The sequence below is a fragment of the Paeniglutamicibacter psychrophenolicus genome, from assembly GCF_017876575.1.
Classification (GTDB): domain Bacteria; phylum Actinomycetota; class Actinomycetes; order Actinomycetales; family Micrococcaceae; genus Paeniglutamicibacter; species Paeniglutamicibacter psychrophenolicus.
Map to the genome: position 1 here is coordinate 995,142 of NZ_JAGIOE010000001.1, position 26,123 is coordinate 1,021,264.

Genomic DNA, 26,123 nt, shown 5'->3' on the forward strand with positions numbered 1-26,123 from the left:
GCGGTGTGCTGCGGCTCACTGTCAAGGGGTAGTTTCCAACAAGAACGAAATAGAGTGTCTGTGTAGGCACTCGCGAAAAGGAGAATCCGCATGGAACCAACTGCTTCAGGCGCGCAAGTCACCCTGAAAGATGTTGCAGCTGCCAGTGGAGTAAGCATCTCCACCGCCAGCCGTGCCCTTGACGATCGAGGAAACGCGTCTGGCTCGGCTGCGGCGATCCACGTTCGCAAGGTCGCGGAAGAGCTCGGGTACCGGCGAAACTCGTTTGCCTCGAACCTGCGGCGCGGGGACACTCGGACACTCGGGGTGCTCGTGCCTCGCCTAAGCGATACCGTCATGGCCTTGATGTTCGAGGCACTCGAACGTGCTGCGGCGGCACGCGGGTATTTCGCAATGGTGGCCACCAGCGGTGATGACCCCGAGGATGAGCGCAGGGCTGCCGAAACGCTGCTTGACCGAAACGTTGATGGGCTGATCCTGGCGACGGCTCGCCTGGATGACGAGCTGCCAAGGTATTTCCGGGAACGCAACGTGGCCCATGCCTTGGTGCTGCGCACCGACGGGGTGAGCCCCTCGGCCCTCGGCGACGATGAGGTCGGCGGGTACCTTGCCGTCCGCCACCTCATTGACCTGGGGCACCGGGACATCGCTGTGCTGACCGGCCCGTCTTTTACCTCCACCGGTATTGCGCGACTGGCCGGGGCCCGGCGGGCCCTGGACGAGGCCGCAATCGAGACACCTGCTGAATGGTTGGTGGCAGCCGGCTACGGCATCGAAAATGGTTTCTCGGCGGGGCACGAAGTCCTCGAAGGGGGCATTGGAAGGCGTCCCAGCGCGGTGTTTGCCGCCAATGACAACCTGGCCATGGGCGTCATCGCTGCTGCCCATCACCTGGGCATCGAAGTCGGGGAGGAACTGGCTCTGGTTGGGTACAACGACATCCCACTCTCATCGCGTCTTTCGACTCCGCTGTCATCTGTGAGGGTTCCCTTGGACCAGATTGCGGGCAACGCGATCGACTTGATTGTGAATCCCGGCAAGGAACCGCAGATCCGCAAGTCCATGCCGACGCTCATTCCCCGTGCATCCAGCGGAGCCCCCAGGCATTCCATGCCACAAGTTCGCTGATCGCATCGACCCAAGCGGGTACGCCGCATTCAACGAGTCCGAGACTCGGATGCCCATTGTCGGCACAAGGTTGGCTCGGTCGACCTGCTCCCTTTCTGGGAGAGCCTCCGGGGCTTTTAGTCGCGTTGTGGGCCGGGATATACGGGAGGTACTCGATTTCGCAATTGAAAACTCCAACAGCGATGCCCCTGCGCTTGAAGGCGATATGCAGTGGCTTATCGACTCCAACGTGGACGGGCTACTGGATGCCCCCGAGAAGACGAAGCAAATCACGCCAAGTGACCGGCTGGAGGGAGCTTCCTTGAGATTATCGAGTTCCGTCGCACCCACGACAGGATTCCCAGTTCTACGGCTCGGGAGCTTGCCGAGCCTAAGCTCGGGGACCGACTTGACTGGGTCCTCGCCGTTGAAGAGAAGATCGCCGCTCTGATGCATTTGGACTCATGGAATTCCCTGAGACCCCCGCCTCGCTTGACGACATACTCGCCAGTGACGACTCCGGCTTGCTCAAACACGAAGGCTTGTGACTTCTGGACACTTCCGATTTACCGGCACGTGCTCGCCGAGTGCCATCGGAAGAAGTGGCTAGGAGAGTAAAGTCCGAAGACTTTGCGCAGTATGGACACCTATATGTGCAGTGCACAAGCATGGGGAGGTAAAGGCTGGCACGTCAAAGCTCGTGAGATTCGTCGAAGCCGGTGGACAGTAGTCGATCCAAGAAGGGGAATCTTCATTGTTTCAGGCGTTATGCTCTTCGTGGCTTAAATCACAGATTCACAGCTAACCTCCGGTGTGCGAACTCGGTACAAGCCATGAGCCCGGACCATCTTTGAAAACGGCATAGAATCGGGTTTCTTTCGGCGTTCCGTGCCCTGGACAGTTAGCTTGAGCAGGATGGCCATGCAGTTATAGAGGCGGGCCCTACAGAGATCCTTACCGATAACGAGGCCGCCGGGTACGTATACGTCTTGCGTTCGCTCAATGATGATTCCCCAATCTCGAACAGAGAGAACCTGTACGAGATTGGCTTCAGCCGTGGCCCAGCGGAAAAGCGGCTCACTAATGCTGAAATGGAACCAACCTATCTGATGGCTCCGGTTGAGTTCGTTGGCACTTGTGGAACATACAACCTTAAGGTGTCTGCGTTTGAGGACCGTCTACATCGTGTCTTCTCCAAAGTGCGGCTTGATACCAAGCCGGTTGACGGGCGAGGGAACATATTTGATCCATTAGGAATGGTTCTTCGCACCGGTGAAAGGCATTGGCCAGGCAAGCGACCTGATCGTTTCCGGTGGCATTGTTGACTACGTCTACGAGAAAACGGCCCGACAGCTCATGGAACGTGGCTGAGCAGCGTTGAAATGGGATTGTGGCGTGCCGACGATGACAAACTCACTCGATCGCGCCTACGATCAATTGGTATTGAGGTGCAGCTGGAGTTCGACATTGAAACGGATCCGTCGATGCCGAGTGAGACCCTCCTTCGAACAGTTCGGTGGCACACTGTTGGCCAAAGTAAATGCAGCCCAGGTTTTGACCTTCGTTGCAGCAGCCGTCGACGTCGCAACCGAATGCATCGTGAGGGTTCTTAATGATGAAAGCTCTTGAAAGGTAAACAACATGACAACCATTGAGAACCGCGATTTCTCGATCACTGTACTCGGCCGCACTCTCGAACATTTGGGAACTCAAATGTACAAGAGGAGAGATGTCGCCATCGCCGAGTTGGTGGCAAATGCTTGGGACGCCGGTGCTCAAAACGTGCATCTTTCAATACCACTTAAATCTGACTACAACCAAGCCTCGTCTAAAGTGATCGTTAAAGATGATGGCCAGGGCATGTCCCCTGACGAAGTCCAAGACAACTACCTGGTTATCGGACGAAATCGTCGATCTGCCGGCCAAGAGCCTCCAGGTAGCCGTCGTCCGATGGGTAGAAAAGGCGTAGGGAAACTAGCTGGGTTCGGGCTCGGGACCCGCATGGATGTACTCACCGCAACACAGAATGCGGCCACGAGCTTAGCGCTCAACGGCGCTGATTTGACGGAACGTGGTGGCAAAACGAAAAGGCTCGAGCTTCCAGGAACTGTAACGCTTCTGGATGAGGATGCTTCCACCACAGGAACTACTATCACCCTGTCCACGCTGAAACACAAAACACCACCAGATATAGCCGGCCTGCATCAATCGTTAAGTCGGCGATTCAGTCGAACAGTCCTTGGTGAAATGAAGATCTTTATCAACGAGGAACCGCTGCAACCTTTCGAAGTTACGTTTACTAAAAGGGATCCTGCTGTGGGCGAGGACACCGCAACTCTCGAATGTGGCAACAGTGTCACTTGGTGGGCAGGATTCAGTGACAAAGTCCTCTCAGCAGAGATGCAAGGGTTTACCATTCTGGTAAATGGAAAAACGGCGCAAGCACCAGCATTCTTTTTTAACGTTGAAGCCACCGCAAGTGGACAGCACGGAACGAAGTATCTGACCGGTGTTATCGAAGCTGATTATCTGGACAATGGTACTGATGACGAATCGGACCTGGTTTCGACCGATCGGCAAGACCTCGACTGGGATTCTGAGGCTACTGAGTCGTTAATGAAGTGGGGGCAGGCTCAGACCCGAAAACTATTAAGAGAACGTTTGGAAGATGGCGAACGGCAAGCGGTCGCGACGGCTGAATCGGATCCTGATTTGGCAGGTAGGCTCGCAAGATTGGATCCGACGTCACGAAAGCAAGCGAATAAGTTCATTATGACACTGGGTAGAACTGACGCGAATCCAGAGCGAGTCAGAGAACTTGCCGGGACCATTGTTCGAGCCTTTGAATATCGCCAGTTCCATGACTACATTGAGGAACTGGAAAAGGTTAGTGAAGATCCTGCGAGTCTGACAGAAGCTATCGGATATCTCAGTGGATGGCGTGTTCTGGAGAGCCGCGCAGTGCTTGAAGTGATCAAGGGCCGTCTCGGAATCGTCGACAAATTCTTCGATATGATTATAAAAGATAGCCCAGAAACCGCATCAAGCAAGAGCGACGACAATATGCATGATCTTTTGGCGCGGTACCCTTGGTTAATTAATCCAGACTGGCAGGTTTTGTCTGAAGAAAAAACAATCACCAATCAATTGAAAGAATGGAACGCAGAATTTGTTCCAGAGGCAGATAGGTCACGATACGATTTTCTGGCTCTCGAAGGCAATGGTGAAACGATAATCATCGAGATCAAGAGGGCCGGTCATGCTGTCAATATGGAGGACCTGATGCAGCTTGAAAAATACGTTTATAAACTTGAAGGTGCACGAGAGAAAATTCGAGGCGTTTTTATTACGGCAGATCGATATGCCGTATCTGAGCGAATCATAGACCGGTGGAACGAAAGGGCTGATATGGAGTTACTTACCTGGTCAACAGTCCAAAAAAGAACTTCTAGCCATTATCAACACTACGCCGCAGTATTGAACAGCGATATAGATGAAGACTCGTTCGACCGAAAGAAAAAAGAAGTCTCGCAGACTCGGCAAGTCCTCTCTACTTCAACCCGGCGGACTCCTGAAGAACGTCGTTCGGGTGTAGGGCCCAGCGACATCGAGTTTCTCGAGCCAGCATTGGAATCACTGTACGATTCCCTGAATCAAGAAACAAGCATTGTTGGTATCTCAGATACGTCTAATGAGACTATTTCGGATGCTTCATTGGGCACATCGTGAAGTAGATTTGTTCGCCCGAAATCTTTCGTAGGGTGCCAGCCAGCATGCCGTTGATTCCCTCTTTTCCCGGAATCGGCGGTTTGCCGGCTATCGGGGGCATATTGAGATGGCCGTATCGTTGGCCGGAACCCCGGGTGGTTTAGACGAGACTTCCGGTAGCAGGTGTGGGGCGATCGGGTAGCGGCGGTGGGCCAGGTGGCACCTGCCCCACACCAGAACATTCCAGACCTGCTATCAGAAGCCTCGGCTTTACACGGGTTCCATCGCACACGCACCGGAATGGTGAATCGTCACTGCCCCTTCCTCATCAGTGCCCTCCACGGTACGGATCCAGGTCTTTGCGTTGGCGTCAACTGCCTGGCCATGCCAGACCTTTTGCTCTTGAACCTGGAGACATGCACCCGGCTGCAGGGCATCCGCTCATTAGTAAGATACCCGGATCTCGAAGTACCAGAAGGCGAGAAGAAACGTCGTCTAGACGGTGTTCGGCCGCAGATAGGCATGGATCGACTCCGCGATCTTTAATCCGAGCGGTACAGGAACTGCATTTCCAATCTGTTTGGCGATATCAGTCTTTGAGCCGCACCATCGAAAGTTGTCGGGGAATCCTTGGAGCTTGGCTGCTTCGTAGTGTGTTATTGGCCGGTTTTCAGTGGGGTGCAGGTATCGGCCCTTTTCTGGTTTGAAGAACTCGGTCCGAACTGTGACCGACGGTGCTCCAGCTCGCACGCGTCCCATAACATCTCCTGCGCCAGAATCATGGTTGTCCCATGACTTGGTCGACAAGTATTCAATAGTTGCGCGGCGGGTAGAAGCGTCGTCTTTGATCTGTACTCGAAACGTCTCTTTCTTCCTCCCTCCGGGTGAAACGGCATCGGTATCGCTGCCCGATTCATACGAGAGGACGCAGAAGCTGCTTGAAGTGGTAATGCTATCGACCACAAGCCTGTAGGTACCGAGAGGATCGAGTTCGCCTTGGGCATTCCTCGGCTTCCCTACCTTTTCTATAATAAATTCTGAACCATCACTGAAACTGCATAGATATCGACCACGCAGGTTGTTGCGATTTCCGTTTGCGGGAATCGCTCGGTAACGGGCCAGTGAGATCGCTTCGGGACGTCTACCGATATGTAGCTCGGTAGTTACGAATGGTCCCGTAACCTCCCCAGAAATTCCACGGACAGTCGTCAATCGCCCCTGTGGAAAGTCAGTCTTTTCAAGTTGCATTGTTGATGTTTCTTCAAACAGGTCGTCAACCGTCCGCCAAGGGAGTTGACTGGGCAAAGCCTCATGACCATCGCGCTCTTCACTCCTAGACCGAACCCCTCGAGAGTGACTAGGGACCGGGTACTGCATGCGGTCATCGGAGAGATCAACGTTGGTGCGGATTCCAATGACGATAGCCCGTCGCCGAGCCTGAAGCGCGCCATAATCGGCTGCATTCAGAAGGTAGCGTCTAGCACGTTCTTGTTCAGTGTCTTCAGGGGTTGCTCCCGGCGCTTCGACGAGTCGATAGTTCATGAGGTCCCCCGTCCCAATTCGCTCCTGGAGGTCATCAAACTCGACCGAACGGACGAATCGATCGACGTTTTCGATAACGAAAACTTTAGGTTGCAGGACAGTTACGACCCGAATGAACTCTTGCCAAAGTTTGTTGCGCTCAACGCGGACCTTATTGCGGTTAAGGCCCGAAAACCCCTGGCACGGAGGGCCACCGACGACAACGTCGACTTCGTCGGGTTCCCATTTTGGTTCCCAACCAACTATGTCCCCACAGAAAATCTCTGGTGGGTCAAAGCGGTGGGCACGATTCGACTCAGCTCCGAAGTTCATGGCATATGAAGCGGCAGCCGATGGCTCCCATTCAACCGCACCCAAGCTTCGGAATACTGGGGCTGTAGTGCCATCGGGCCGGTACTGATGAAACCCTTCAGTTAGACCACCGCAGCCAGAGAATAGATCGAGAACCGTAATCGGAGCCTCGACTGTATCCACTGATTTCATTGCCCTAGTCTATCCCGGCAGCACGATCAACCCGGGGCGCACGTCTGTGCTCGAGCTCTAACTCCGTGCGGACGCGGAAAGGTACTATTTCTCTTTTTGAACCCTATGGTTCTTGCCAGGGGCGGCAGTTGGTAACTCTAGTCATCTGTCCGTAGACCGGACTTCCTCCAGTACACCATCTAGCAGCCCGGGGACGCTGCTCCCACCAAGCACGAGCTGTCTGTCGAGAAGGCGATTTGCTGTTTCACATGATGTCTCGCTGATGAGGGAGCACCCGTGGCATGCAGAAAGGTTAAGGCTAGTTGCCCCTTGCCGGTCACTCTCGATACAGACTGGATCGTTCGAGCAGACATCGGCATCGTCCAGGGCCGCCAGTAAAATTGGCACTAACTTATCCGGATCGCCGAGTCTGACGAGTCCTCCGAGCGTGCCCTGTGCATCACCGGCTGCCGTATAAATCAAGATGCCTGCCGTGCGGTCCGGCCGATCGGACTGCGCGTAGATTCGCTCTTGAAGAGACGCCGAGGAGTATCCACTGGCGAATGCAAGACGACGAATCAAGAGGTGCGCGATCGTGTGCAGGGCCACATAGCGAGGCTCGGGAACGTCCAATCGCTGCGCCCATTGGGTTCTATTGCGCCGTTCTATGAGGATGCCGGCCCGGGCCTTAACCTCTGGCCTTTTCTCCCACTCGGTTAGGAACTGCTCATCGAAGCGCAGAAAAATCCCTTCCCCGTATACCTCGATTGCAGGGAATACCGGCCTTCGTTTCCCATCAATTGATAAGTCGGCGCTGATCAGGTCTGCTTCGGCTGTGTGGCGTCGAAAGCCTGTGAGGGCACGAACCTCACGTACCCTTCGGACTTGCCCAATGCTTGTCAGACGGGCTGACAAGGCTGGAGGAACACCTTGCTGGTCACTGACGCGCCAACTATCAACGACAAAGTCTCCGTAACTTTGGTCACGGCCTGTTCTTGTCAGTTTCTTGAGGAAGGCCGCCCATTCGCCATCTTTGAGATCGAGTAAGGCAGCGTCGGACGGTTCATCTACACCAGAGGCAACATTGAGTACCTCTTCAGGAGTCACGCCGAGTTCGTCAGCGATCCATCCGGCGACTAAATGAGCCTGCGGACCACCGTTGTCAGCGACGACTTTCTCGAAAAACATATGGCCACGAATGGCATCGGCGGCCTCGGCCGAGCGTGGGAGTTCCTCGGGAATATCAAGCGCCGAGATCCGTTCTGCAATGTAGTTTCCAGTTGCACCACGCTGTGTTGCTATCAGCGTGTGCTCGCATGCACTACCGGATTCCGGTTCCTGCCATGGTTGAACGCCCTTGCATCGGATACCATCACGACCGAGTGCTCCCTTTGTTACAAGATCGGAAAGAGGGCGTGACCGCTTGCAACCCCCGCATTCCACACGCAAAGATTTAAGTCCCTCACCGTGCTTTGCTGATCTGACAAATCGAAGCTCCTTATATGAGCGGCAGAAGCGCACGGACTCAGTGGCACCGGCATCACGGCCGCGATGGGCCCACATGAACCAAGGGATGTCTTGGAGGTGGCTGCCCTTCTCACATACCGCGACATAGCGCATGGGAACGAGCGATCCACCGCAGAAGCACGTGTTCGTCCACTTACCTTTTTTCCGGCCTGTCTGTGCTGATAGTTTTGAGCACCGCTCACAGAATCTCCAGGCAGGGAAACGCCAGTAGAGCAGGCCGAGCGTGTCCTTGCCTGTGCGGCCTGAGTGGGTAGGGGCCTCACGCAGGACACTCTGACCGATCCGCTCCACGAGGCGTTCGCAGTGGATCTCTGGTGAAAACTTTTTGTCCCACCACGACGTGTCGGGAGCAATCAGGGATTCACCTCGTATATCGACGATTGCGCCGACGCCGAAAGGCGAGACCGTCTCGGATAACCTCAGGTCATGCTTGATCCGTTCCACTGGACCCCTCCTCGAAAGGTTCGCGTACTTCCACAGCAACGTTGGGTTCGACTGATCGCATTGAGTCGGCGACGAGCCACCCCTCACCTGACTGCCCAAAACGCTTGAGCAAGGCAACATCATCCTTGTCGTGACGGTCGTACAGTAGACGCTCACCTGACTCTCGGGAGTTCCGGGCACGTCGGTCCCAGTCGGTTAGAAGTGCTCGCATTCTTTCCTGTGTATCGCTAGACTCGATTGGTTCGGCGCGCTGCACAAGCCCAACGAAGCGTTCGACGAGTTCGTTGATGGACTCACTCTGTGCAACATTGTTCAGGTCAAATCGAACAGCAGCCTCATTATCGGAGAGATCGGATACCAGGTGTCGCGCAAGAATGATGAGGGCGCCCGAGAGTGAACGCTCGCGTGAGGCCAGAGACCACGGGGTCACGCTTGTTGGTTCGACGCTGCGATAAAGCGCCTCATGAAACCCTCGGAATGTCTCGAAGTGGGATCGATCTCGCGCTCGGTTGGAGCGGAACAATGTTGTGACTATTCCTGGGATCTTGCCACGTCCGACACGGCTAGTAGCCTGGATATACTCCGAGGTGGTCTTGGGCTGTCCGACCATTAACATCAGAGCAAGGCGTGGGATATCGATACCCACGGAGAGCATGTTTGATGAGAGCACGATGTCGACCGCTTGGTCGGAATCATCCGCACTGTGCCTGAGTTCGCGTAGAACCTTAGGCAACTCCTCCGGCCCGCGACGGCTGGTCAACTCAAGCACTTTTTCAGCTCTGACGGTGCGGAGTTTGTATCCTAGCCGGTCAGCACGAGGTTCGAGCCGGCCGTTGACGTCGTCAACAACAAGCGTTCCGGTACGCCCGAGCTCGCGCAAGCTGTTGTGGTACATGACTGACGTCCAGTATGCATCACGTGCTGTCACAGAGTCGGGGTCTTGCTCAAGCACGAAGGGGATCTCAAGAAGTGGTGATGCTGCAGATACTGTCGCAGACATCTGCGACAGTGCTTGTGGCATCAGGCCGAGGTACAAGCGTCCCTCGCCGCTGCTCACTGGCCGGGAGAAAAACGTGCGGTCGTCATCGAGACCAGAAGGCGGGTAGAGTGCAACGTCGCGGCCGTACAGCCCCTGCACCTGCTCGTGCGAAGCTCTGATTGTCGCAGTGGACGCAATAATCTTGGGTGTTTGCCCACCTGCTGCGAGCAACATTTGAATGACCGTGTCGAAGACTGCAACTGTTGTTCCCAACGGCCCCGAAAGCAGATGCAGTTCGTCTTGAATAATCATCGAGGGCTGGCTAAACGCAGTGTTTAGGCCCAACAACCGTCCCGCTTCGGGGCGGAATTGCAAGCGGGCGAACTTATCAACGGTCGCTAGCAAGATCGTTGGCGGGTTTTCGTAGAGTTCTTCATCCACGACGGCGACCGGTAGTTCATCGCGAAACTCGCAAGAATTACTGGTGCAGTGGATGACGACGTCGTGGCCGACAAGCCTAACGCCATACTCACTCAACTTTGAAGATCGCATCCGAGGTAACAGTTCCGTGCCACACCAAGGGCAACTCTCGATCTGGAACTGGTTGGCTTCCTCAGGACGCGCTGCTTTGTGGAGTCGTTCCAGTGCGGCCTTCGCATCACGTCGCGTTCCTGGCGTGACCTCGTTTCCGACCCAAAGACCGATCGTGAAGGGCGCCATCCCCTTGGTGCGCGCGTCACCGATCCGATCTGGACGTCGGAGCATCTCCATTGCGCAGACGAGTGAAGCTGCACGCTGGAACTGTTGGGCAGTTAACAAACGAAGGGTGTACCGAGTTAAGACCGCAGTTCCTCCACCCGCTGGCCCATCGACGATTCTGCGACGGAAGATCTCTATCGCGGCGAGTGCGAGGTAGGCCTCGGTCTTCCCGCCACCGGTCGGGAACCAGATTAGATCGACGAGTTCACGCTCAGCATGGGTTTCGTCGACAACGGACGTTAGAGAAACGAGCAAGAACCCGAGCTGGAACGGCCTCCAACGAGGCTCAGGCGGATCGTCACCCCGGCTTGCCACCGTTTGGTGCATTTGAAGCCGCATCGCAGACATGGCTAAGGCGAATGCGGAACGGAGCTTGGACTGCTCGGGTTGCCGTAAGAGGGCAGTGCTCTCGCGCATCCGGCTGAGGGCCACCTCTGATCGCGCGACTATCCGCCCGGCAATTGAAACATCAGAACCGAACGAACTCACCCGAGCTGATTCAGTTGTTACCCAGCCCCCAAATGCTTCGACAAAAGCGTCCATAGAAGCGAGAACTTCGTCTGGTGACGAATCTAGACGCTCGAGGTGGCTCAGCATTAGGGCCCGCGCTTCAACGGACGGCTCCTCGAAGGATGTTGTCTCGACGGCAGGGATCACGAAAGACGGAACTGGGTCTAGTCGCACCTGGGCGCAACGTCCAACATCGGTAAGATCCCAGTCAGCAGCCATGCCGTGGCCAACGGCGTATACCTGACGGTTTCGGTATCGTAAGCGTAGCTCAGCCGACTCTTCGTCGAGATCGAATGCTTTGGTCGTGTCATACTCCAGAAACGATCCGTTTTCCTGAGGAGTGACTGAGAGGGCTACCTGGTACAGCATGTTGATCGCATCGAGGCGGACGTCGCCGGCCGAAGTCGCTAGAACACGCACATGGACAGTCACGAGGTACGCGTCACCGAGCACCCTCCACCGCGATCCGATTTGAATCGGAATATCACCTGCTACAGCCTGGCTGTGTGGCTCCTCCCGAGAGAGTTCGAGACCCTCGAAATGAAATGGAACTCGTCTCCAACGCGGGGGACCATCTCCACCCACTACAACATATGTCGCGCCTGTGAGGTCACACCGGATGGTGGAGCTGTCGGTGACAAAAGAAATCGCCACCGACGAAGGCTTCCAGTCCTCTGCAATGGGAATTCCGGCACTTACCTCCTCCACTTCCCCGTTCGAAGCAACTGCCGCGTCGACATCGACTTCGTTGGCGTCCATGGAAACAACTCCGTCGTCCGTGACTGGCATGGAGACGTCACGTGGAAAGAGCATACCGACGGCGTACTGCAAATTTGGCAGATTCTCGAGGACCTCGTCGTCTCCTCCGTCTGGCCCAACGTACGCCGATCGAAGATGCTCGAGGACCCGACTTTGTACTTGGGTGAGGGTCATCTGGCCGCCATCTTTTGCTGTATGAGTTTCTGGAGACGTCGCCTGTCATCTTTGGACACCAAAATATGAAGCGAGACTCGTGCTCGAGTAACAGCGACATAGAAGGCTGCAGCGCCAGCGCTGTCGAGCGAATTGGGTAGGCCGCATACGACGACGTGCTCAGCCTCAAGCCCTTTGGCGAACCTTGGGCTGGTGAAGACGAAACCATCAACGCTTTTCGTTGGGGGCCTGTCAGAAGCCGGGTCGATGATCCAGATGCCGTCCGGGGAGACACCTCCACCGACTAGCTGTCTGGCGACGTCTTCTCCGTCAGCTCCAGTTACCCGACTGGATGTCGTGTGCCAGTGGACTTTTTCGCCATGCACGATTCCAGGATCGCCAACATCAGCACCGAGATATTCCTGGACGATGTGCACGATCGCTCGCGTATTCCGCACGTTAAGATCAAGGTCGACGGCGATGCCTTCTTCTGCAACTAGCGCGGCTACATCCTCGTCGTAGTGACCGTCAACGTGAGCCTGGTTGTTCGGGTCGAGGAACATACGCCAACGCCCGCCCGTTCGCCCTCCAACTAGTACCGAGTCAATTCGGTCCATGGCATCAGCAGTCATCATGTCCTGCGCTTCATCGACCAACACCACGTCGTATTGCCCCGCCGTACAGAGGTCATCGAACGGAACCACATCCACGGGCAAACTCTCCAAATGCGGGGCGAAATACCCTGCAAGAGCGGGGGACTTGAACGTGACCAGGACAGAACGCCCCTGTTCCGCCTCTTGCTTGGCAGCCTCAACCAACACCAACGACTTTCCGGTGCCCGCGCCACCGTAGACCAGAACACGCTGGTTCCGCGCTAGCGCGGCTAAAACACGTGCCTGACCAGCCGTTGCGCGGTTCTGTTCCTCAATCACGGCTCCTCGTTGCGCATCGATAACAGGCATGCGCGTAAACTCGCCGAACAGTCGGACCCTCAAGTCGTCCATCCGAGCAAGCTTCTGCTTGCTTGGAGCTTTTTGCGCCTCGCTCGCGACTGCGTCAAGGACCGTCGCGATACTGGTGGATGTCATGTCGTCACGGGCGAGCCAGTGCGTAGGGAGCCAACCGACTGCTTCTGGGGGCGCAACAATGTCGGGAGTAACCACGACAGCCTCGTGGGCGAACCACCCGATCCCCTGCTCCTTGAGAATGTCCTTAAGCGCGTATGCCGCAGAGCGCGCTTGCTCCATGGGCGATGTTGCGAGCTTATGCCAGTCCCCGCGCCGGTCAACTGTGTACCAAACCCCAAGGTGCTTGCGCACGCCCCCGCCTTTGACCTCCACTACAATCACGATCCCGCGCCACAGGATAACGAAGTCTGCCTCGGCCTGCTGCTTGTATGAGTGCGACCGAAGATCAACCGAATAGAAAGCAACGGCGTCAGGGTCGGTATCTACATCGCGTAGGAGTCGGGCGAATGCCCTTTCGCCCGGGCTCACTGCCTGTTGCTCGATGTCTGCCAACGTCGGAACCAGTATCATCCGAGGTGCTCCTTCCAGAGGTCTGTATATTCGTGGTACCCGAGGAAATCATTCATGGCCCCCCAATTGTCAGAGACATCAACAATGAGGCACTCTTCTTTGCCACCATTTTCCGGACCGCGCAGTCCTCTACCGGCCATCTGGATATACGCGCCGGGGCTGAAGGTGGGGCGTGCAATATACAAGGCGCGAACACCCGGCGCATCAAATCCCTGTACCAACAAGTCGCAGTTGGCGAGCACTTTGATCTCTCCGTCCTGGAACTGTTTGATTACGTTCCGCCGTTCCTGACGCCCGGTCTGGCCACTTAGGGAAGCTGCTTTCACTCCGCGATATCGCAATGACGCGGCGAGTACCTGAGCAGACAACACACTTGGTGTGAAAACTAGGATCGGCCACTCCGGATCCTGACTCAGGATGTGTTCCACCAGAATCCGCATACGCTGTTCGTTGCGACCGATGCGTTCATATACGTTACGGTCGATTAGACGACTGGACTGAATAGAGCTGCGTTCCGCATCTTTGAGCTCAACATCGACGCCTGACGGAAGCACCTCATGCCGGACACTCGCGAGAACGCCTAGATTGACTAGTTGCCGGTAAGAGTCGGATTCAAATGCCGTGAGCCGATTTGTTCCAAACCGCGAGACCAGTTCTTTGGTACCGCTATGGTCGCCCGCTCGGCCCTTGAACGGGGTTGCTGAAAGACCTACTAGCGGACGTTCCCAGTTATGCCCGTCGACCTTAAGCCATCGCAAGATCGCGGTGTAGCGTGTCGATCCGCCCGCCCGGTGTGCTTCATCGATAAAGACAGCGGTCGGCCGGCTCAACCACTCATATTCGGGTCGGCCCATGACCGCTTCAATCTTGGCGTCGGTTGCAACCATAACTGAAAGCCCGGTGTCAGGTTTGTGGACAATATTGGTGTCCCATAGACGACCGATAGTCAGCGGACGCTCATCGCCAAGGTACCGCCAGACTGACTCAAAGGTTTGCACTGCCTGTTCACATAGTTCCGCAGACTGGGCGATCCACAGGATCGTGCCTGACAAGACTTCGTCGACGAACAGCCTTAGCACTGTCTCAGTCGCTACACGCGTCTTGCCCGCTCCCGTGGGCAATTCGACCATGCCCTTCTGAGCAGCGCCTTCTTCGGATGGCTGTGTCAGAACAGTCCGCAAGTCTTCGCCAATTTTTTTCTGGTAGCTATGCAACTTGTTGAGGCGAACAGCGCCGGGGACTACAAACTCCTGCAAGCGTCTTTCAGTTCGCTGGCCAGCGAACTCGGTGCCGAAGCCCATCTTGCGCACCCAGGAAATCGCTGCTGGTAATCCGGCCCAAGCCGCAGGGACATCGGAGAACCCCTCCTCTCGAAAACGATCCGCAAGGATAATGAGTGTGTCGGAGCCGTAGACGGTAAGGAACAGCTCCGCGACAGAGGTATGGTCATCGACGATGCCTTGTGCCTCAAGTGCAGTCCAAAGGCCGGTCGGCAGCGCATCCCGCAGATCGTCGGGCCCAATGTAAAGGTCCAAGCGATCAGCATCCGAATCGATCGAGTGCGCCTCCTGACGAAGTAGCTCTAATCGATGGTCGAGCCCAGCCTTGAGTACGGCGGAGAGCTCTGAATTATCGAGACGAAGGCCGAATGCTTCATTCACAAATCTGAGGATCCGCACCTCATCAGCGTCGCTCCTGACCACTAACTCAGAGCCGTCGAGGTACCAGTCCATGGGTTGGTCTTCAACACCCTCTTCGGTCGTGACTCGCTTGGCAATCTGGAGTGCTCGGATGACCTTGGAGGACCCCAGCCGTATACCGAACGCGTTACGTAGCCCAGTGTAGATATCAAGAATTCGCTGGGAGTCTTGGTTCCCCTCGATGACCATGGAGAACGAAAAGCTATCTTCAAACCGGCAACAACCAACCACTTCGACCATATCTACGACTTGCTCCGGGGCGACGCGCAGATATGGGCGCTGGCGGGTGCGAAGGAAATCTTCCTGTTCGTCGGTCGTTGCGAGGTAGACAGAAGAAGGCTCGTGCGCTTCAATCGCTTGTTTGACTCGCGCTGGTATCGTCACCGGCTTTTCTCCGGAGAGCCCAATTTTGCTCGCTGTGAGCACAAACTCCACCAGCGTGTCATCATCGTCTACCCGCGGGAAGATATCTCCCTCGAGCATTTCACGGAGGACGCGAGCGGGAACCTTATCGAGTTCGTCCGGGAGATCCAGTGCATTCAGCGCTTGGTGTGGTCCCTTATATAGCGGCAGCAAACCATCGAATCGAACCAGCGATGGCGCCACGACTTCGCTTACGCGACGGTAGCCACGGCTGGTATTCAATACCCCCACTTGCTCAGTTGCCCACCTCGCAGGAGACATGACCGCGAAGGTGCGCCCCGTGTCCGTTTCCTCCACAACCATTTTCTCTTCGCCGATTGAAAGCAGGGATACCGTCCACTTCTCGCGAACTTGCGGTGATGCATTAGCATCACGGAGCATGAAGAGAACTGAGAATGGGCCGGGGCCTTCAGCGGTGCTTAAATCGAAAGACTTGATCGGCCGCTCATCAAGACCAATTTGACCATTGAGCAGGCTCAACGTCGCTTGTATAAACGATGCGAATTCTGATTCGTCCTCGAGCGCAAAGTTCTTCACGGGCTCCCGCACCACACCCAATTTGTATGCGACATCAGGCACACAGCGATGACGGTCGAGGAGCTTCGAAGCGGCCTCTGCAGGCAGTACAACGTCGATGTCAAGTACCTGCTGTGGCCAGGCCCAACCGCCGTCACGCGTTGGTACCTTGACAGACGCCGAGGATGAAAGGATTGCCCTAGAAGCCACTGGCGTGGCAACCGACAAGACAGCGTCCCAGAGCGTGGTGAGATCGGCATCACTCGGTTCTCTTGGGAGAGTTGAGAGTCGCGCGTTAAGGATTGATTCAGGGTCAAGGTCACGGAATCCAATAGAGCGGAGAAGTGGTTCGATCCCCTCTTCGGTGAGGAACTCGACAGACACGAAGACAGCTCCGTCAACCTCCAGACCTGTCTCGCGATGAAGGAACACAACGTCTTTGTCGACTAGCGCCCGCATTCCTTCCGTTGTCGGAATAACCTTGGCCGTGCGAATGTCCTCAAGGCTAAGGTTCTTAGTTACAGTGCGGAACGCGTTTGCCGATGAGGTTGTATCTGTTCCGTCTGACCACTCACGAAGCCAAGTGAGAAGGCCCCTCTTCGGCATTCGTTCAAGAGCCACTCTCGTGTCTCTAGCGCTCGGTTCAAGGCCCTTTTCCATTGCCGCGAGCAGGAGATCGCGCAGTCGGCTTGTACGTGTCGGAGTGGAGTAGCAGCGCCAATGCGGTACATCGGCTCCGGTGTTTGGCGACAGAATCCACCCGCGGTGTACGAGCATCTCGAAGCGGACACTCAAGTCAAGCGGCCGTAGCGCTACTCCGTTGCGAAGCACTGCGTTTGCATCCGGAATGTAATCGCCCGCGCCAGCAAGCTGCAAGATATGCGCTGCCAAGATATCGTCGCCGAAACCATGGCTTTCTTGGCCACGGCCACGTGATGGCATGTAGTCCAGATGAGCCGCGGGGTCTTCCAGCGTTCGAACGAAAGGCAGTAGATCAACGAATATCTCGGCAAGAGACCGAAGTATCTCTCGGTTGTATTCATTTCTGAGTAGGGTCGTGCGGTCGTCATTTACGCTCCATGGGGCGTTGAACAAGGCCGATGCTGATGTCGTGTCCTGCAGCCGGAAATACGACCAAAACTGGCCGATTCTCATGGTGTTTCCCTCAGCGGGAACCGCTACGGTGACCTTGACTTCCTTACGCGATACGGCTTCTCCGACTAGTTTGCGGGATTCAATCGATGGAGCGTGCATGCGACTTCTTACGATCCAGTCTTTACCTTCGCCATCGGGGCCTTCGATCCTAAGTTTCCCGTCGCCTAAATCCCGTGAAACATGGCTCGTCTCGAAGGGATCAGTACCTACGACGCGGAGTTTCACTTTGCGGACAGCCCCCACAAACAGCAAGAACTCTGAGCTAAAGTTCTCGATTTCTGACCGTAGGTGTTGGAGGTTGGAAATTTCTGGCAGTTTCACGATCGTCGATGCCCACACCGCCAACTCTGCAAGAATTGGATCCTGTGGGATAGCCTGGGCTGCTTCGATGACATTGGGCGTGCGCATGATCGGAAGACGCTGGGTGTTCGCAATTCCAGCTATTGCGTGGCGAGCCTGTGGAGAATTAAACTCGAATGAGACGGACTTGCTAAACACTTGTGGAGATTCGGTCACCGCCAGAACAGACTTGAACCCGAGACCGAATCGTCCAATTTCATCTCCACGTTTGCCGCTCAAATATGCGTGCGTGATGGTGACTAGGCCGGCCTTCGTGAATGGTTTCCCCGAGTTTGCACAGTAGAGAGTGCGAGAGGCCAGATCGAGTACGATCTCGATTCTTCCTATGTCGATTGGCTCCGAGTCTTCAGCACTCGCAATCGCGTCGGCTGCGTTCTGGGCAAGTTCGAGAAGCGTGCGTTGCGCATATCCACCAGTCCGGATGGACTCCTCGTGGTTGGCATGCTCAGCTATCAAAGTAGGTTTCACTTCGTAGGCGGCGATTGCACTTGCGAACTGCTCGTTGATCTCCCGCACCAATGCATCGTCAGATACCCATCCGGCGACCGATTTAATCATTTGTTCCCCCAAAGCTTCGCACTGTTACTGCTTAGACAAACGTGGAATGACCCTTGAATTTCACACCGCGAAGCCGATACGTCTTCTTCTTCTGTGGCTGAAACTCTTTCTTGACAGTATTGCACTTCGTTTAGACGAAGGGCGCTAAAAAATGGGTGTGTTGGAGGACTCGCATACACATGCGTTCAGTTGCGCGAGGTAGGAGGGTGCCGTCTAAGGCAGCCTCGGACCCGATCTGGATTTATCGGAAAATCGTAGGAACAGATCCATCCTATGCAGTCTGGCAAGAGCGACGTAAATGGTATGAGTGGCTACCACCAAATACCAGATACGTGGCGTTCGTGTCTATTGGTTGAAACGATATTCAAAACATCAATGTCGCAGAGTTGAATATCATCAAAATTTAGCATTGATCAGGCATGGATTGCAGTAGAGGACCAAGCTGATCGAGGCGGTCTGCTTCCGATGAATATCAGCTAAGAATAATTAATTTTGAAATTGTTCTGCATTTCATAATGTTCCAACCAAGTCATTGGCTGAAAAATTTTCGAGCGAATGGCGAGACAGGCGACAGTACGTATTTCGCATCGCTTGGCGGAGTGTTGGGCGGATCCGGGGCGGATGCCCTTTCAAGAAAACCCATTCAAGACTGCAAGTCAAGCTGGCAAAGCGCGGTAGCTGATTGGTCTGAGGTCGAGCTTCGTTCGTAGGTTCCCGTGTAACCGATAGGCCGATCTACTTTTACTTGTGCTCCGTGCCTGATCGTCGAAATCGTAAAGTCTATACAACCAGTATGTTTCAGGGTTTCGCTCCGAAACTCTGACTTCGTTATCGGTGACAAAAAAGGGCGTTGCTGCGCCGTATCTGGACGTTTTGACTTCGATGCAGCGTTCCCTTCCGTTGGCGTCAAAGGAAAGCACATCGTAACCGATTCCGTCGCCTTGGGTCTGCGAAACATGCTCAACCTTGTTCGCAAGTTTCTTGTGTCCGGCCAGAAACAATAGCCGGGTCTCATTCTCAGCAACCGCTAGTTCTCCGGCAAGTCCCAACGAGGAATTCGCAGCCTCGATAGCCGCATAATCGCGTTTGGCCGCATTAACCTCAGGGTTGCCGGACTCCAGCAGTCCACCGTTTAGAAACTGCGGAACAGGGCGCAGCACCAGGTCTACTGGACTCACGGGAAATTCTACAGGTTCTGAGTTTTCCAATAGCGCGAAATCTGTCGGCGATCTATCGACGATGTGTTTTGCAACGGCAATTTCGAGCGAGCCTTGATAGTTCGCTTTGGGCATCAACCCGCGCAGATACGGCCAGCCGAGCCTGACTAGTACGGCTGAAATGTTGAGCATTTTAAATTCAAAGGCCTTCGGCGCCCGGCCAAACTGACCAGCCAGTTTGCGGTAGGTAGCCGCTTTGTTGATCGGTTCACCGTGCAAGTCGGCTATGAACAAGGAGAAGTAGGCCTCAATGGTCGCGTAGTTCTCAGAATCAGACCACGCGGTGCCAACCGCCGAAAGGTTCATGAGCATTCCACTGTCTCCCAGATTGATCTCAGGGATCTTTAGGATACAGGAGCCAGAGGCAACCGAGTTGTAAGCCTGGCGACCACGAGTCCTTTAAGGCACCGTCAAGCGCTTCTTTAGGTAAGGAACCGCAACAGCAAGATAAGTGCGCACCACGCTGTAGCTGGTATGGGTTATCAGCTCGATAGCGCCCTCGCTCAGCTCCTTGAGGCTGGCAGGGCCATGGGCAATCGAATAGGCGGCCAGGATTCCGGCTTCAGCCAGCTCCTCGGGGCTGAGCTCAACGCTGCCGGCAATCACGATCACGTCGGTTTCCGGCCGGCTCGCCAGCCGCACACCGTTGACAACCTTTCCGTGCAGCGACTGCGAGTCCAATCGCCCTTCACCGGTGATCACCAGATCGGCTGCTTCCAAGATCTCGCGGGCGTTCAGGATCCTTGCCACGAGCTCCCATCCGGGGACCAACTCGACCTCACAAAATCCCGCCAGCGATACGGCCAGGCCTCCGGCCGCGCCCATGCCAGGCGCCTCGCCCAGATGGCGCCCAGTGACTTCACCAATGACGGCGGCCAAGCGCCGAAGCCCGGCGTCCAAGACGTCGATGTCCGCGTCTTTCGCACCCTTTTGGGGACCGAACACTGCTGCTGCCCCGAGTGGGCCAACCAAGGGATCGGTGACGTCGCAGGCGATCTTCCAAGACACTTCAAAGACCCGGGCATCAACGCCGGAAACATCAATGGAAGCAAGCTGCTCCAGTGAGCCGCCACCTGGGGGCAACTGGTTGCCGTGGGCGTCCATGAAGCGTGCACCCAGGGCGTTGAACAACCCGGTGCCACCGTCGGTCGTTGCTGATCCACCGAGGCACAACACAATTTCGGTGGCTCCCTCCGTGAGCGCCTCATCCACCAACGCCCCGATCCCGTAGGTGGAGGCATCAAGCGGACGCAACGGAACGTCGCTGACGGCCGGCAATCCGTTGGCCTCGGCGGCTTCGATGATGGCGGTAGTGCCATCGCGTGACAGGCCGTAGCGCGCGGTGACTCTGCGTCCGAGGGCGTCGGTGGTGGCGACGCTCCGGGCTTCCGTTTTCCAGGCATCCATCACCGCGTCGAGGGTTCCTTCGCCGCCGTCGGCAAAGGGCAACGTGGTGATGTCCACGTCCCGACCGGAGGCTTGTGCTGCCGCCCGGGCGCCCCGGGCCATGGCCTGGGCAACTGCTCCGGCGCCGGCACTGCCCTTGAAGGAATCGGGAACGATGGCAATGGACAGCGCCGGGCTTTGATGCTTCGCGTCAAGGGTCATGGGTGGGCCTTTGGTCGGTGGGTGGGTGAGGAGCCGGCCGCGTCGCCATTTCCAAGGCTCGAGACCGAGGAGGTCAATTGACATGGCAAAATCTGGTTTTGTGCAGGGAATCCGGGGCCGGCCAATGGCATCGACCCGCGTCTGTTCCGATCCCCGCTGTTCGGCTGCTATATCCGAGCGTTTGCCGCCGGTTGCGCTGCCACCAGCACCAGGCGGTCGACCAGATGCCTTTCGAGCACCTCCATGTCCGGGGCGAACCCTAGCCCCGGTGTGTCCGGCAGTTCGATGACCGGCCGGGCAGCATGCAGCGGGTGTAGGTGTTCCTCCCAGAGCAGCAGCGGGGCTTCCAACGGGACGTCGTCGTCCATTGCGGCAATGAACTGCGCGGTGGCAACCTGGGCCGGTCCGTAGTAGAAGCAATGCGGCACCACCAGCGCCGTTGGATGGGGATGCAGGTGGCCCAACATGGAGCTGAACCCGCCGATCTTGCCAATGCTTGGTTGGGCCACGTCCAGTGCCCTTGCCGTGAGCGCGGCGTCAAGGGCTTCGGTGCCCGAGGCGTTCTCGCCGCCGGCCAGGGGAATGCCACGGAGGGCCAGTCGGGCGTGGGCCTCGACGGCGTCCGGTGGCCAGAGTGGTTCCTCGAGCCAACGCAGGTTCAGGGGCAGGAAGGAATCGATGGCTTCGGCTGCATCGGCTTCATTCCACCGGCAATTCACGTCAACCATGAGCGGCGCGCCGGCGCCGGCCTGCATCCGGGCCGCGGCAATGGCGGGGTAACTGGATTCGTGCAGCTTGAACGCCCCAAAGCCCTGCTGTTGGGCGCGGGAGATCTGCCGGGTGACCTCGGCAGGGTCTTCCCCGTAGTGCACCAGGCTGGCGTATGCGCCGATGCTGTCGCGGGCCGCGGGGTTCAGCAGCTTCCGCAGCGGCTTTTCGGCGATTTGTGCCTTGATATCCCACAAGGCGATGTCGAGGGCGGAAATGGCGTAGAGAACCGGACCGGTGCGTCCAAAGGCGTGGAAGGCGCGTTGGGCCTGGTCGTGGAGGGCCTCGGGGTCCGCGGGCTTGCCCAGGTAGAACGGGGCGACCAGCGATTCGAGCGCCGCCCAGGTCACGTCGTTGACCTTGTGCCCGAAGGCTTCGCCCCAGCCGACCAGCCCTTCGCTCGTTGTCACCTTGGCCATGAGCGATTCCATGGCGGTAAAGGTTTGCGAGGAAGCGTTGAATTCATCAATGCTCTCGTTGGCTGCTTCCGTGCTGCGTGCCGCGCTGAAGGGCATGCGCACCCGGAGCAGCTCCACCGACTCGACGGTTTGGACCGGGCGTGGAACTGTCACTGACATGGATGGCTCCAATGGAAAGGATTGGTTTTCGTGGCAGATTGCCGGGCCTCTGTTCGAACGGCCCACACCACCCGAATATAGGCTCGGGCTTCATGACTGTCTAGAACCAAGAGTGGATGGGTTGATGCCATAAAGGCATCGAACCCTCCTCGCCGGCTCCGCATTGCACTGGGGACTAGGGCGGCCGCCGCCCCGGTGGTCTTCCCGTGACACCGAAGATGGCGAACGGTTTCAAGAATCCGGCCTAGGGTGTTTGACGTCACATCGTGGGGCGTTTACTGTTGATCCAACACCGGAAACCGCTTTCCCAAACCAGGAGGCCGTGTATGTCGAACGTCCAACTTCCGCTCTGCAGGGCCCAAGCTCCTGCGCGCGGCAACACCGAGGAGTCAAGTTCATGAGTGCGCTCGGCGAACTGACCCGACTCAAAAGCAAACCCGGGCGCATCAAGGCCAAGCCGAAGGACAACAAGGCCGCCTACATATTCCTGCTTCCATGGCTGATCGGTCTGGCCGGAATCACCATCGGCCCGATGTTCATGTCGTTGTACCTTTCCTTCACCGACTACAACCTGCTCCAGGCCCCGGTCTGGTCCGGCTTCGACAACATCGTGCGGATGTTCGAGGACGCCCGGCTGCTGAACTCGCTGAAGGTCACCTTCACCTACGTCTTGGTGGGTGTGCCGCTGCAGCTCGCCCTGGCCCTGGGCGTTGCCATCCTGCTGGACCGCGGGATGCGCGGCCTGGCCATCTACCGCTCGATCTTCTACCTGCCCTCGCTCCTTGGCTCCTCCGTGGCCATCGCGGTGCTGTGGAAGCAGATCTTCGGCACGTCCGGCCTGGTCAACCAGTTCCTGGCCATGATCGGCATCCAGGGTCCCGGCTGGATCTCGGATCCGGACACAGCACTCGGCACCCTGATCCTGCTCAACGTGTGGACCTTCGGCTCGCCCATGATCATCTTCCTGGCCGCCCTGCGCCAGGTCCCGGTCATGTACTACGAAGCGGCATCGATCGACGGGGCTTCCAAGTACCGGCAGTTCCTCACTATCACCCTGCCGATGATCAGCCCGATCATCTTCTTCAACCTCATCCTGCAGGTCATTGGCGCCTTCCAGTCCTTCACCCAGGCGTTCATCGTCTCGGGCGGCAAGGGCGGACCCTCCGACTCCACCATGTTCTTCACGCTCTACCTCTACCAACAGGGCTTCGGACGCTTCGACATGGGCTACGCATCGGCCATCGCCTGGCTGTTGGTGGTCATCGTCGGTCTGTTCACGGCCGTAAACTTCCTAGCTTCAAAGTATTGGGTGTTCTACGATGACTGAGCAAATCAAAACCACGGTGACCGACGAGCGGACCGCCAACACTGCGACCGACGAACGATTCGAACTCATTGCCGCGGAGACCGCCCTGGACAGGGACCGCCTGCCGCGGGAGCAGAAGAACCGCCTGCGCAGCTACAAGAAGCAGCAGCGCTCCTCCCGCAACAAGATGACCCGGGCGATCCTCAAGCACGTGATGATCATTGCGGTGGCCGCCATCATGATCTACCCGCTGCTGTGGATGGTCGTCAGCTCGCTGCGGCCCACCGACGTGATCTTCCGCGAACCGGGCCTGTTCCTGCAGACCTTCGAGTGGGAAAACTACACCGACGGCTGGAACGCGCTCTCGCACCCGTTCGGGCACTTCATGCTCAACTCCGCGATCGTGGTGCTCGGCTCGGTCATCGGAAACCTGGTGTCCTGCTCGATGGCCGCCTACGCCTTCGCACGGCTCGACTTCAAGTTCAAGGGCCTGTTCTTTGCGATCATGCTCATGACCATCATGATTCCCATCCACGTGATCATCGTGCCGCAGTACATCATGTTCTCCCAGTTCGGGTGGGTCAACACCTTCCTCCCGTTGATCGTGCCCAAGCTCCTGGCCACGGATGCCTTCTTCATCTTCTTGATGGTGCAGTTCATCCGCGGCATCCCCAAGGACATCGACGAGGCCGCTCGCATCGACGGCGCCGGCCACGCCCGCACCTTCCTGCAGGTGATCCTCCCGCTGATGGTCCCGGCGCTGGCCACCACCACGATCTTCACCTTCATCTGGACCTGGAGCGACTTCTTCTCCTCGCTGATCTACCTGACGGACCCTTCCATGTTCACTGTCCCGGTGGCGCTGCGCGCCTTCGTTGATGCCACGGGCGAATCCAACTGGGGCTCGCTGTTCGCCATGTCGATCGTGACCCTGCTGCCGGTGTTCATTGCCTTCGTCCTGGGACAGAAGTTCCTGGTCAAGGGCATCGCCACCACCGGCATGAAGTAGCCCCGGAAAATCCATCCCCCCTCGTTGACGAAAGGCCAACACATGCATTCCGAGCACACGACCGAGGCCCGCACCCGCTATGCGATAGTGGGCACCGGAAACCGTTGCGAGATGTATATCCATGCCATCCTGGGCGAGCACAGCGACGTGGCCGAACTCGTCGCGCTGTTCGACCTCAACGCCGGACGCCTCGAGTACTTCGACGAGGTCATCGAGCAAACCTACGGCCGACGCGTCGACGGGTTCCACCCGCGCGAACTTGGCGAATACATCCGCGGCAACCGCATCGACCGGGTCATCGTCACCAGCCCCGATTCCACCCACGCGGAGGTGATCTGCACGGCCCTCGAGGCCGGGGCGGATGTCGTGGTGGAAAAGCCGTTGACCATCAATGCGGAGGACTCGCGCCGGATCACCCACACGGCGAAGGCCACGGGCAAGAACGTCATCGTGACCTTCAACTACCGGTACTCGCCGCGGAACACCGCGCTGAAGAAGGCGTTGCTGGAGGGGCAGATCGGGGAGATCACCTCGATCGACTTCACCTGGATGCTCGACACCGTCCACGGGGCCGACTACTTCCGGCGCTGGCACCGGCAAAAGGCGAACTCCGGCGGCCTGCTGATCCACAAATCCAGCCACCACTTCGACCTGGTGAACTGGTGGCTCGATGACACTCCGGCCAAGGTCTACGCGGCCGGGGCACTGTCCTTCTACGGCCCGCAAAACGCCAAGGACCGCGGGCAGCAGCGGGAACAGTCGCGCGGAACCTTTGACGGGTCGGAGGACGACCCCTTCGCCCTTGACCTGCGCAGCGACCCCCGCCTGCAGGGCCTCTACCTGGACAACGAGCACCTCGACGGATACCTGCGCGACCAGGACGTCTTCAGCGGCGAGATCGACATCGAGGACAACCTGGCCCTGACCGTCAACTACGGCCGCGGGGCCATCCTGTCCTATTCGCTCAATGCCCACAGCCCGTGGGAGGGCTACCGGGTTGCCGTCAACGGCACCCAGGGCCGGATCGAGCTGGATGTGGTGGAACGCGCCGCGGTGCTGCCTGCGGCCGGGGGTTCCCCGGTCGACCCCTCGGTGACCGCGGACAGCCAGGATTCCCCGGCGCGTGCGCGCGGGGAACACCTGGTGCTCCAGCGGCACTGGGAAGCCGCAACGGAAGTGGAAATCGTCAACGGGGAAGGCAGCCACGGCGGCGGGGACATCCTGCTGCTCTCGGACATCTTCCGGGGTGCGGTCTCCGATGCCTACGAGCGCCCGGCCGGGCTGCTGGACGGGGTTGCCGCCATTGCCGTGGGGATCGCCGGAAACCAATCCCTGCTCACCGGACTGCCCGTCGAGGTGGCGGATCTCGGCCTCGGCCTGGAATCCCTCGCGGAGTCCGGTGCCACGCTGGTTCCGGCAGGAAGATAAAAGGACACA

14 protein-coding genes and 1 pseudogene are annotated in these 26,123 nt (G+C 57.3%); 6 read left to right on the forward strand and 9 right to left on the reverse strand.

Features of this window, described 5'->3' with window-relative positions; genetic code table 11:
• Positions 1–90 precede the first annotated feature (90 nt).
• From JOF46_RS04355 to JOF46_RS04360, 3 genes are all read left to right on the forward strand, one after another.
• Entirely contained in the window at positions 91–1,128 is a 1,038-nt protein-coding gene (locus JOF46_RS04355) for a LacI family DNA-binding transcriptional regulator (RefSeq protein WP_209906196.1), read from the forward strand.
• Positions 1,129–2,057: 929 nt separating this feature from the next.
• Positions 2,058–2,432 (forward strand): GIY-YIG nuclease family protein, encoded by a 375-nt coding sequence (locus JOF46_RS22935; RefSeq protein WP_483428555.1) that lies wholly within the window; start codon positions 2,058–2,060, stop codon positions 2,430–2,432.
• Between the two features lie 316 nt (positions 2,433–2,748).
• Complete coding sequence (locus tag JOF46_RS04360; RefSeq protein WP_209906197.1) at positions 2,749–4,836, forward strand: ATP-binding protein; 2,088 nt, start codon at positions 2,749–2,751, stop codon at positions 4,834–4,836.
• 474 nt (positions 4,837–5,310) lie between these two features.
• Here the strand turns inward: JOF46_RS04360 and JOF46_RS22680 are convergent, their stop codons facing one another.
• From JOF46_RS22680 to JOF46_RS04400, 9 genes and pseudogenes are all read right to left on the reverse strand, one after another.
• Positions 5,311–6,063, reverse strand: a complete 753-nt coding sequence (locus JOF46_RS22680; RefSeq protein WP_342592356.1) for a DNA cytosine methyltransferase — start codon at positions 6,061–6,063, stop codon at positions 5,311–5,313.
• Positions 6,064–6,234: 171 nt separating this feature from the next.
• Positions 6,235–6,840: pseudogene (locus tag JOF46_RS22820) on the reverse strand (DNA cytosine methyltransferase); the annotation flags it as partial.
• A 141-nt stretch (positions 6,841–6,981) separates the two neighbouring features.
• Positions 6,982–8,790 (reverse strand): DrmB family protein, encoded by a 1,809-nt coding sequence (gene drmB / locus JOF46_RS04370; protein WP_209906199.1) that lies wholly within the window; start codon positions 8,788–8,790, stop codon positions 6,982–6,984.
• Positions 8,771–11,797, reverse strand: a complete 3,027-nt coding sequence (locus tag JOF46_RS04375) for a helicase-related protein (RefSeq protein WP_209906200.1) — start codon at positions 11,795–11,797, stop codon at positions 8,771–8,773. Before JOF46_RS04375 ends, drmB begins: the two co-directional genes overlap by 20 nt.
• A 170-nt stretch (positions 11,798–11,967) precedes the next feature.
• Positions 11,968–13,488, reverse strand: coding sequence for a nuclease-related domain-containing DEAD/DEAH box helicase (locus tag JOF46_RS04380; RefSeq protein WP_209906201.1), 1,521 nt, complete (start codon positions 13,486–13,488; stop codon positions 11,968–11,970).
• Complete coding sequence (locus JOF46_RS04385) at positions 13,485–18,200, reverse strand: sacsin N-terminal ATP-binding-like domain-containing protein (protein ID WP_209906202.1); 4,716 nt, start codon at positions 18,198–18,200, stop codon at positions 13,485–13,487. Before JOF46_RS04385 ends, JOF46_RS04380 begins: the two co-directional genes overlap by 4 nt.
• 656 nt (positions 18,201–18,856) lie before the next feature.
• Positions 18,857–19,729, reverse strand: coding sequence for a protein NO VEIN domain-containing protein (locus JOF46_RS04390; RefSeq protein ID WP_209906203.1), 873 nt, complete (start codon positions 19,727–19,729; stop codon positions 18,857–18,859).
• An 87-nt stretch (positions 19,730–19,816) separates the two neighbouring features.
• Positions 19,817–21,109, reverse strand: coding sequence for a glycerate kinase (locus JOF46_RS04395; protein ID WP_245348005.1), 1,293 nt, complete (start codon positions 21,107–21,109; stop codon positions 19,817–19,819).
• 83 nt (positions 21,110–21,192) lie between these two features.
• Positions 21,193–22,371: a mandelate racemase/muconate lactonizing enzyme family protein gene (locus tag JOF46_RS04400; protein ID WP_209906204.1), complete on the reverse strand. Its 1,179-nt coding sequence runs from the start codon at positions 22,369–22,371 to the stop codon at positions 21,193–21,195.
• Between the two features lie 397 nt (positions 22,372–22,768).
• Between JOF46_RS04400 and JOF46_RS04405 the strand changes: the two genes are divergently transcribed.
• From JOF46_RS04405 to JOF46_RS04415, 3 genes are read left to right on the forward strand one after another with little or no spacing between them, the layout of a single operon-like run.
• Positions 22,769–23,698: a carbohydrate ABC transporter permease gene (locus JOF46_RS04405; protein ID WP_209906205.1), complete on the forward strand. Its 930-nt coding sequence runs from the start codon at positions 22,769–22,771 to the stop codon at positions 23,696–23,698.
• Entirely contained in the window at positions 23,691–24,686 is a 996-nt protein-coding gene (locus JOF46_RS04410) for a carbohydrate ABC transporter permease (RefSeq protein WP_209906206.1), read from the forward strand. Before JOF46_RS04405 ends, JOF46_RS04410 begins: the two co-directional genes overlap by 8 nt.
• A 42-nt stretch (positions 24,687–24,728) precedes the next feature.
• Complete coding sequence (locus JOF46_RS04415; protein ID WP_209906207.1) at positions 24,729–26,114, forward strand: Gfo/Idh/MocA family protein; 1,386 nt, start codon at positions 24,729–24,731, stop codon at positions 26,112–26,114.
• The last annotated feature ends 9 nt before the right edge of the window (positions 26,115–26,123 follow it).

Bases quoted from the DNA above. Each gene is read 5' to 3' on its own strand.
- JOF46_RS04375 (WP_209906200.1), bottom strand. From the start codon at position 11,797: ATGGACGCCAACGAAGTCGATGTCGACGCGGCAGTTGCTTCGAACGGG.
- JOF46_RS04395 (WP_245348005.1), bottom strand. From the start codon at position 21,109: ATGTCAATTGACCTCCTCGGTCTCGAGCCTTGGAAATGGCGACGCGGC.
- JOF46_RS04360 (WP_209906197.1), top strand. From the start codon at position 2,749: ATGACAACCATTGAGAACCGCGATTTCTCGATCACTGTACTCGGCCGC.
- JOF46_RS04355 (WP_209906196.1), top strand. From the start codon at position 91: ATGGAACCAACTGCTTCAGGCGCGCAAGTCACCCTGAAAGATGTTGCA.
- JOF46_RS04405 (WP_209906205.1), top strand. From the start codon at position 22,769: ATGAGTGCGCTCGGCGAACTGACCCGACTCAAAAGCAAACCCGGGCGC.
- JOF46_RS04380 (WP_209906201.1), bottom strand. From the start codon at position 13,488: ATGATACTGGTTCCGACGTTGGCAGACATCGAGCAACAGGCAGTGAGC.
- JOF46_RS04400 (WP_209906204.1), bottom strand. From the start codon at position 22,371: ATGTCAGTGACAGTTCCACGCCCGGTCCAAACCGTCGAGTCGGTGGAG.
- JOF46_RS04415 (WP_209906207.1), top strand. From the start codon at position 24,729: ATGCATTCCGAGCACACGACCGAGGCCCGCACCCGCTATGCGATAGTG.
- JOF46_RS04385 (WP_209906202.1), bottom strand. From the start codon at position 18,200: ATGATTAAATCGGTCGCCGGATGGGTATCTGACGATGCATTGGTGCGG.
- JOF46_RS04390 (WP_209906203.1), bottom strand. From the start codon at position 19,729: ATGCTCATGAACCTTTCGGCGGTTGGCACCGCGTGGTCTGATTCTGAG.
- JOF46_RS04410 (WP_209906206.1), top strand. From the start codon at position 23,691: ATGACTGAGCAAATCAAAACCACGGTGACCGACGAGCGGACCGCCAAC.
- JOF46_RS22680 (WP_342592356.1), bottom strand. From the start codon at position 6,063: ATGCAACTTGAAAAGACTGACTTTCCACAGGGGCGATTGACGACTGTC.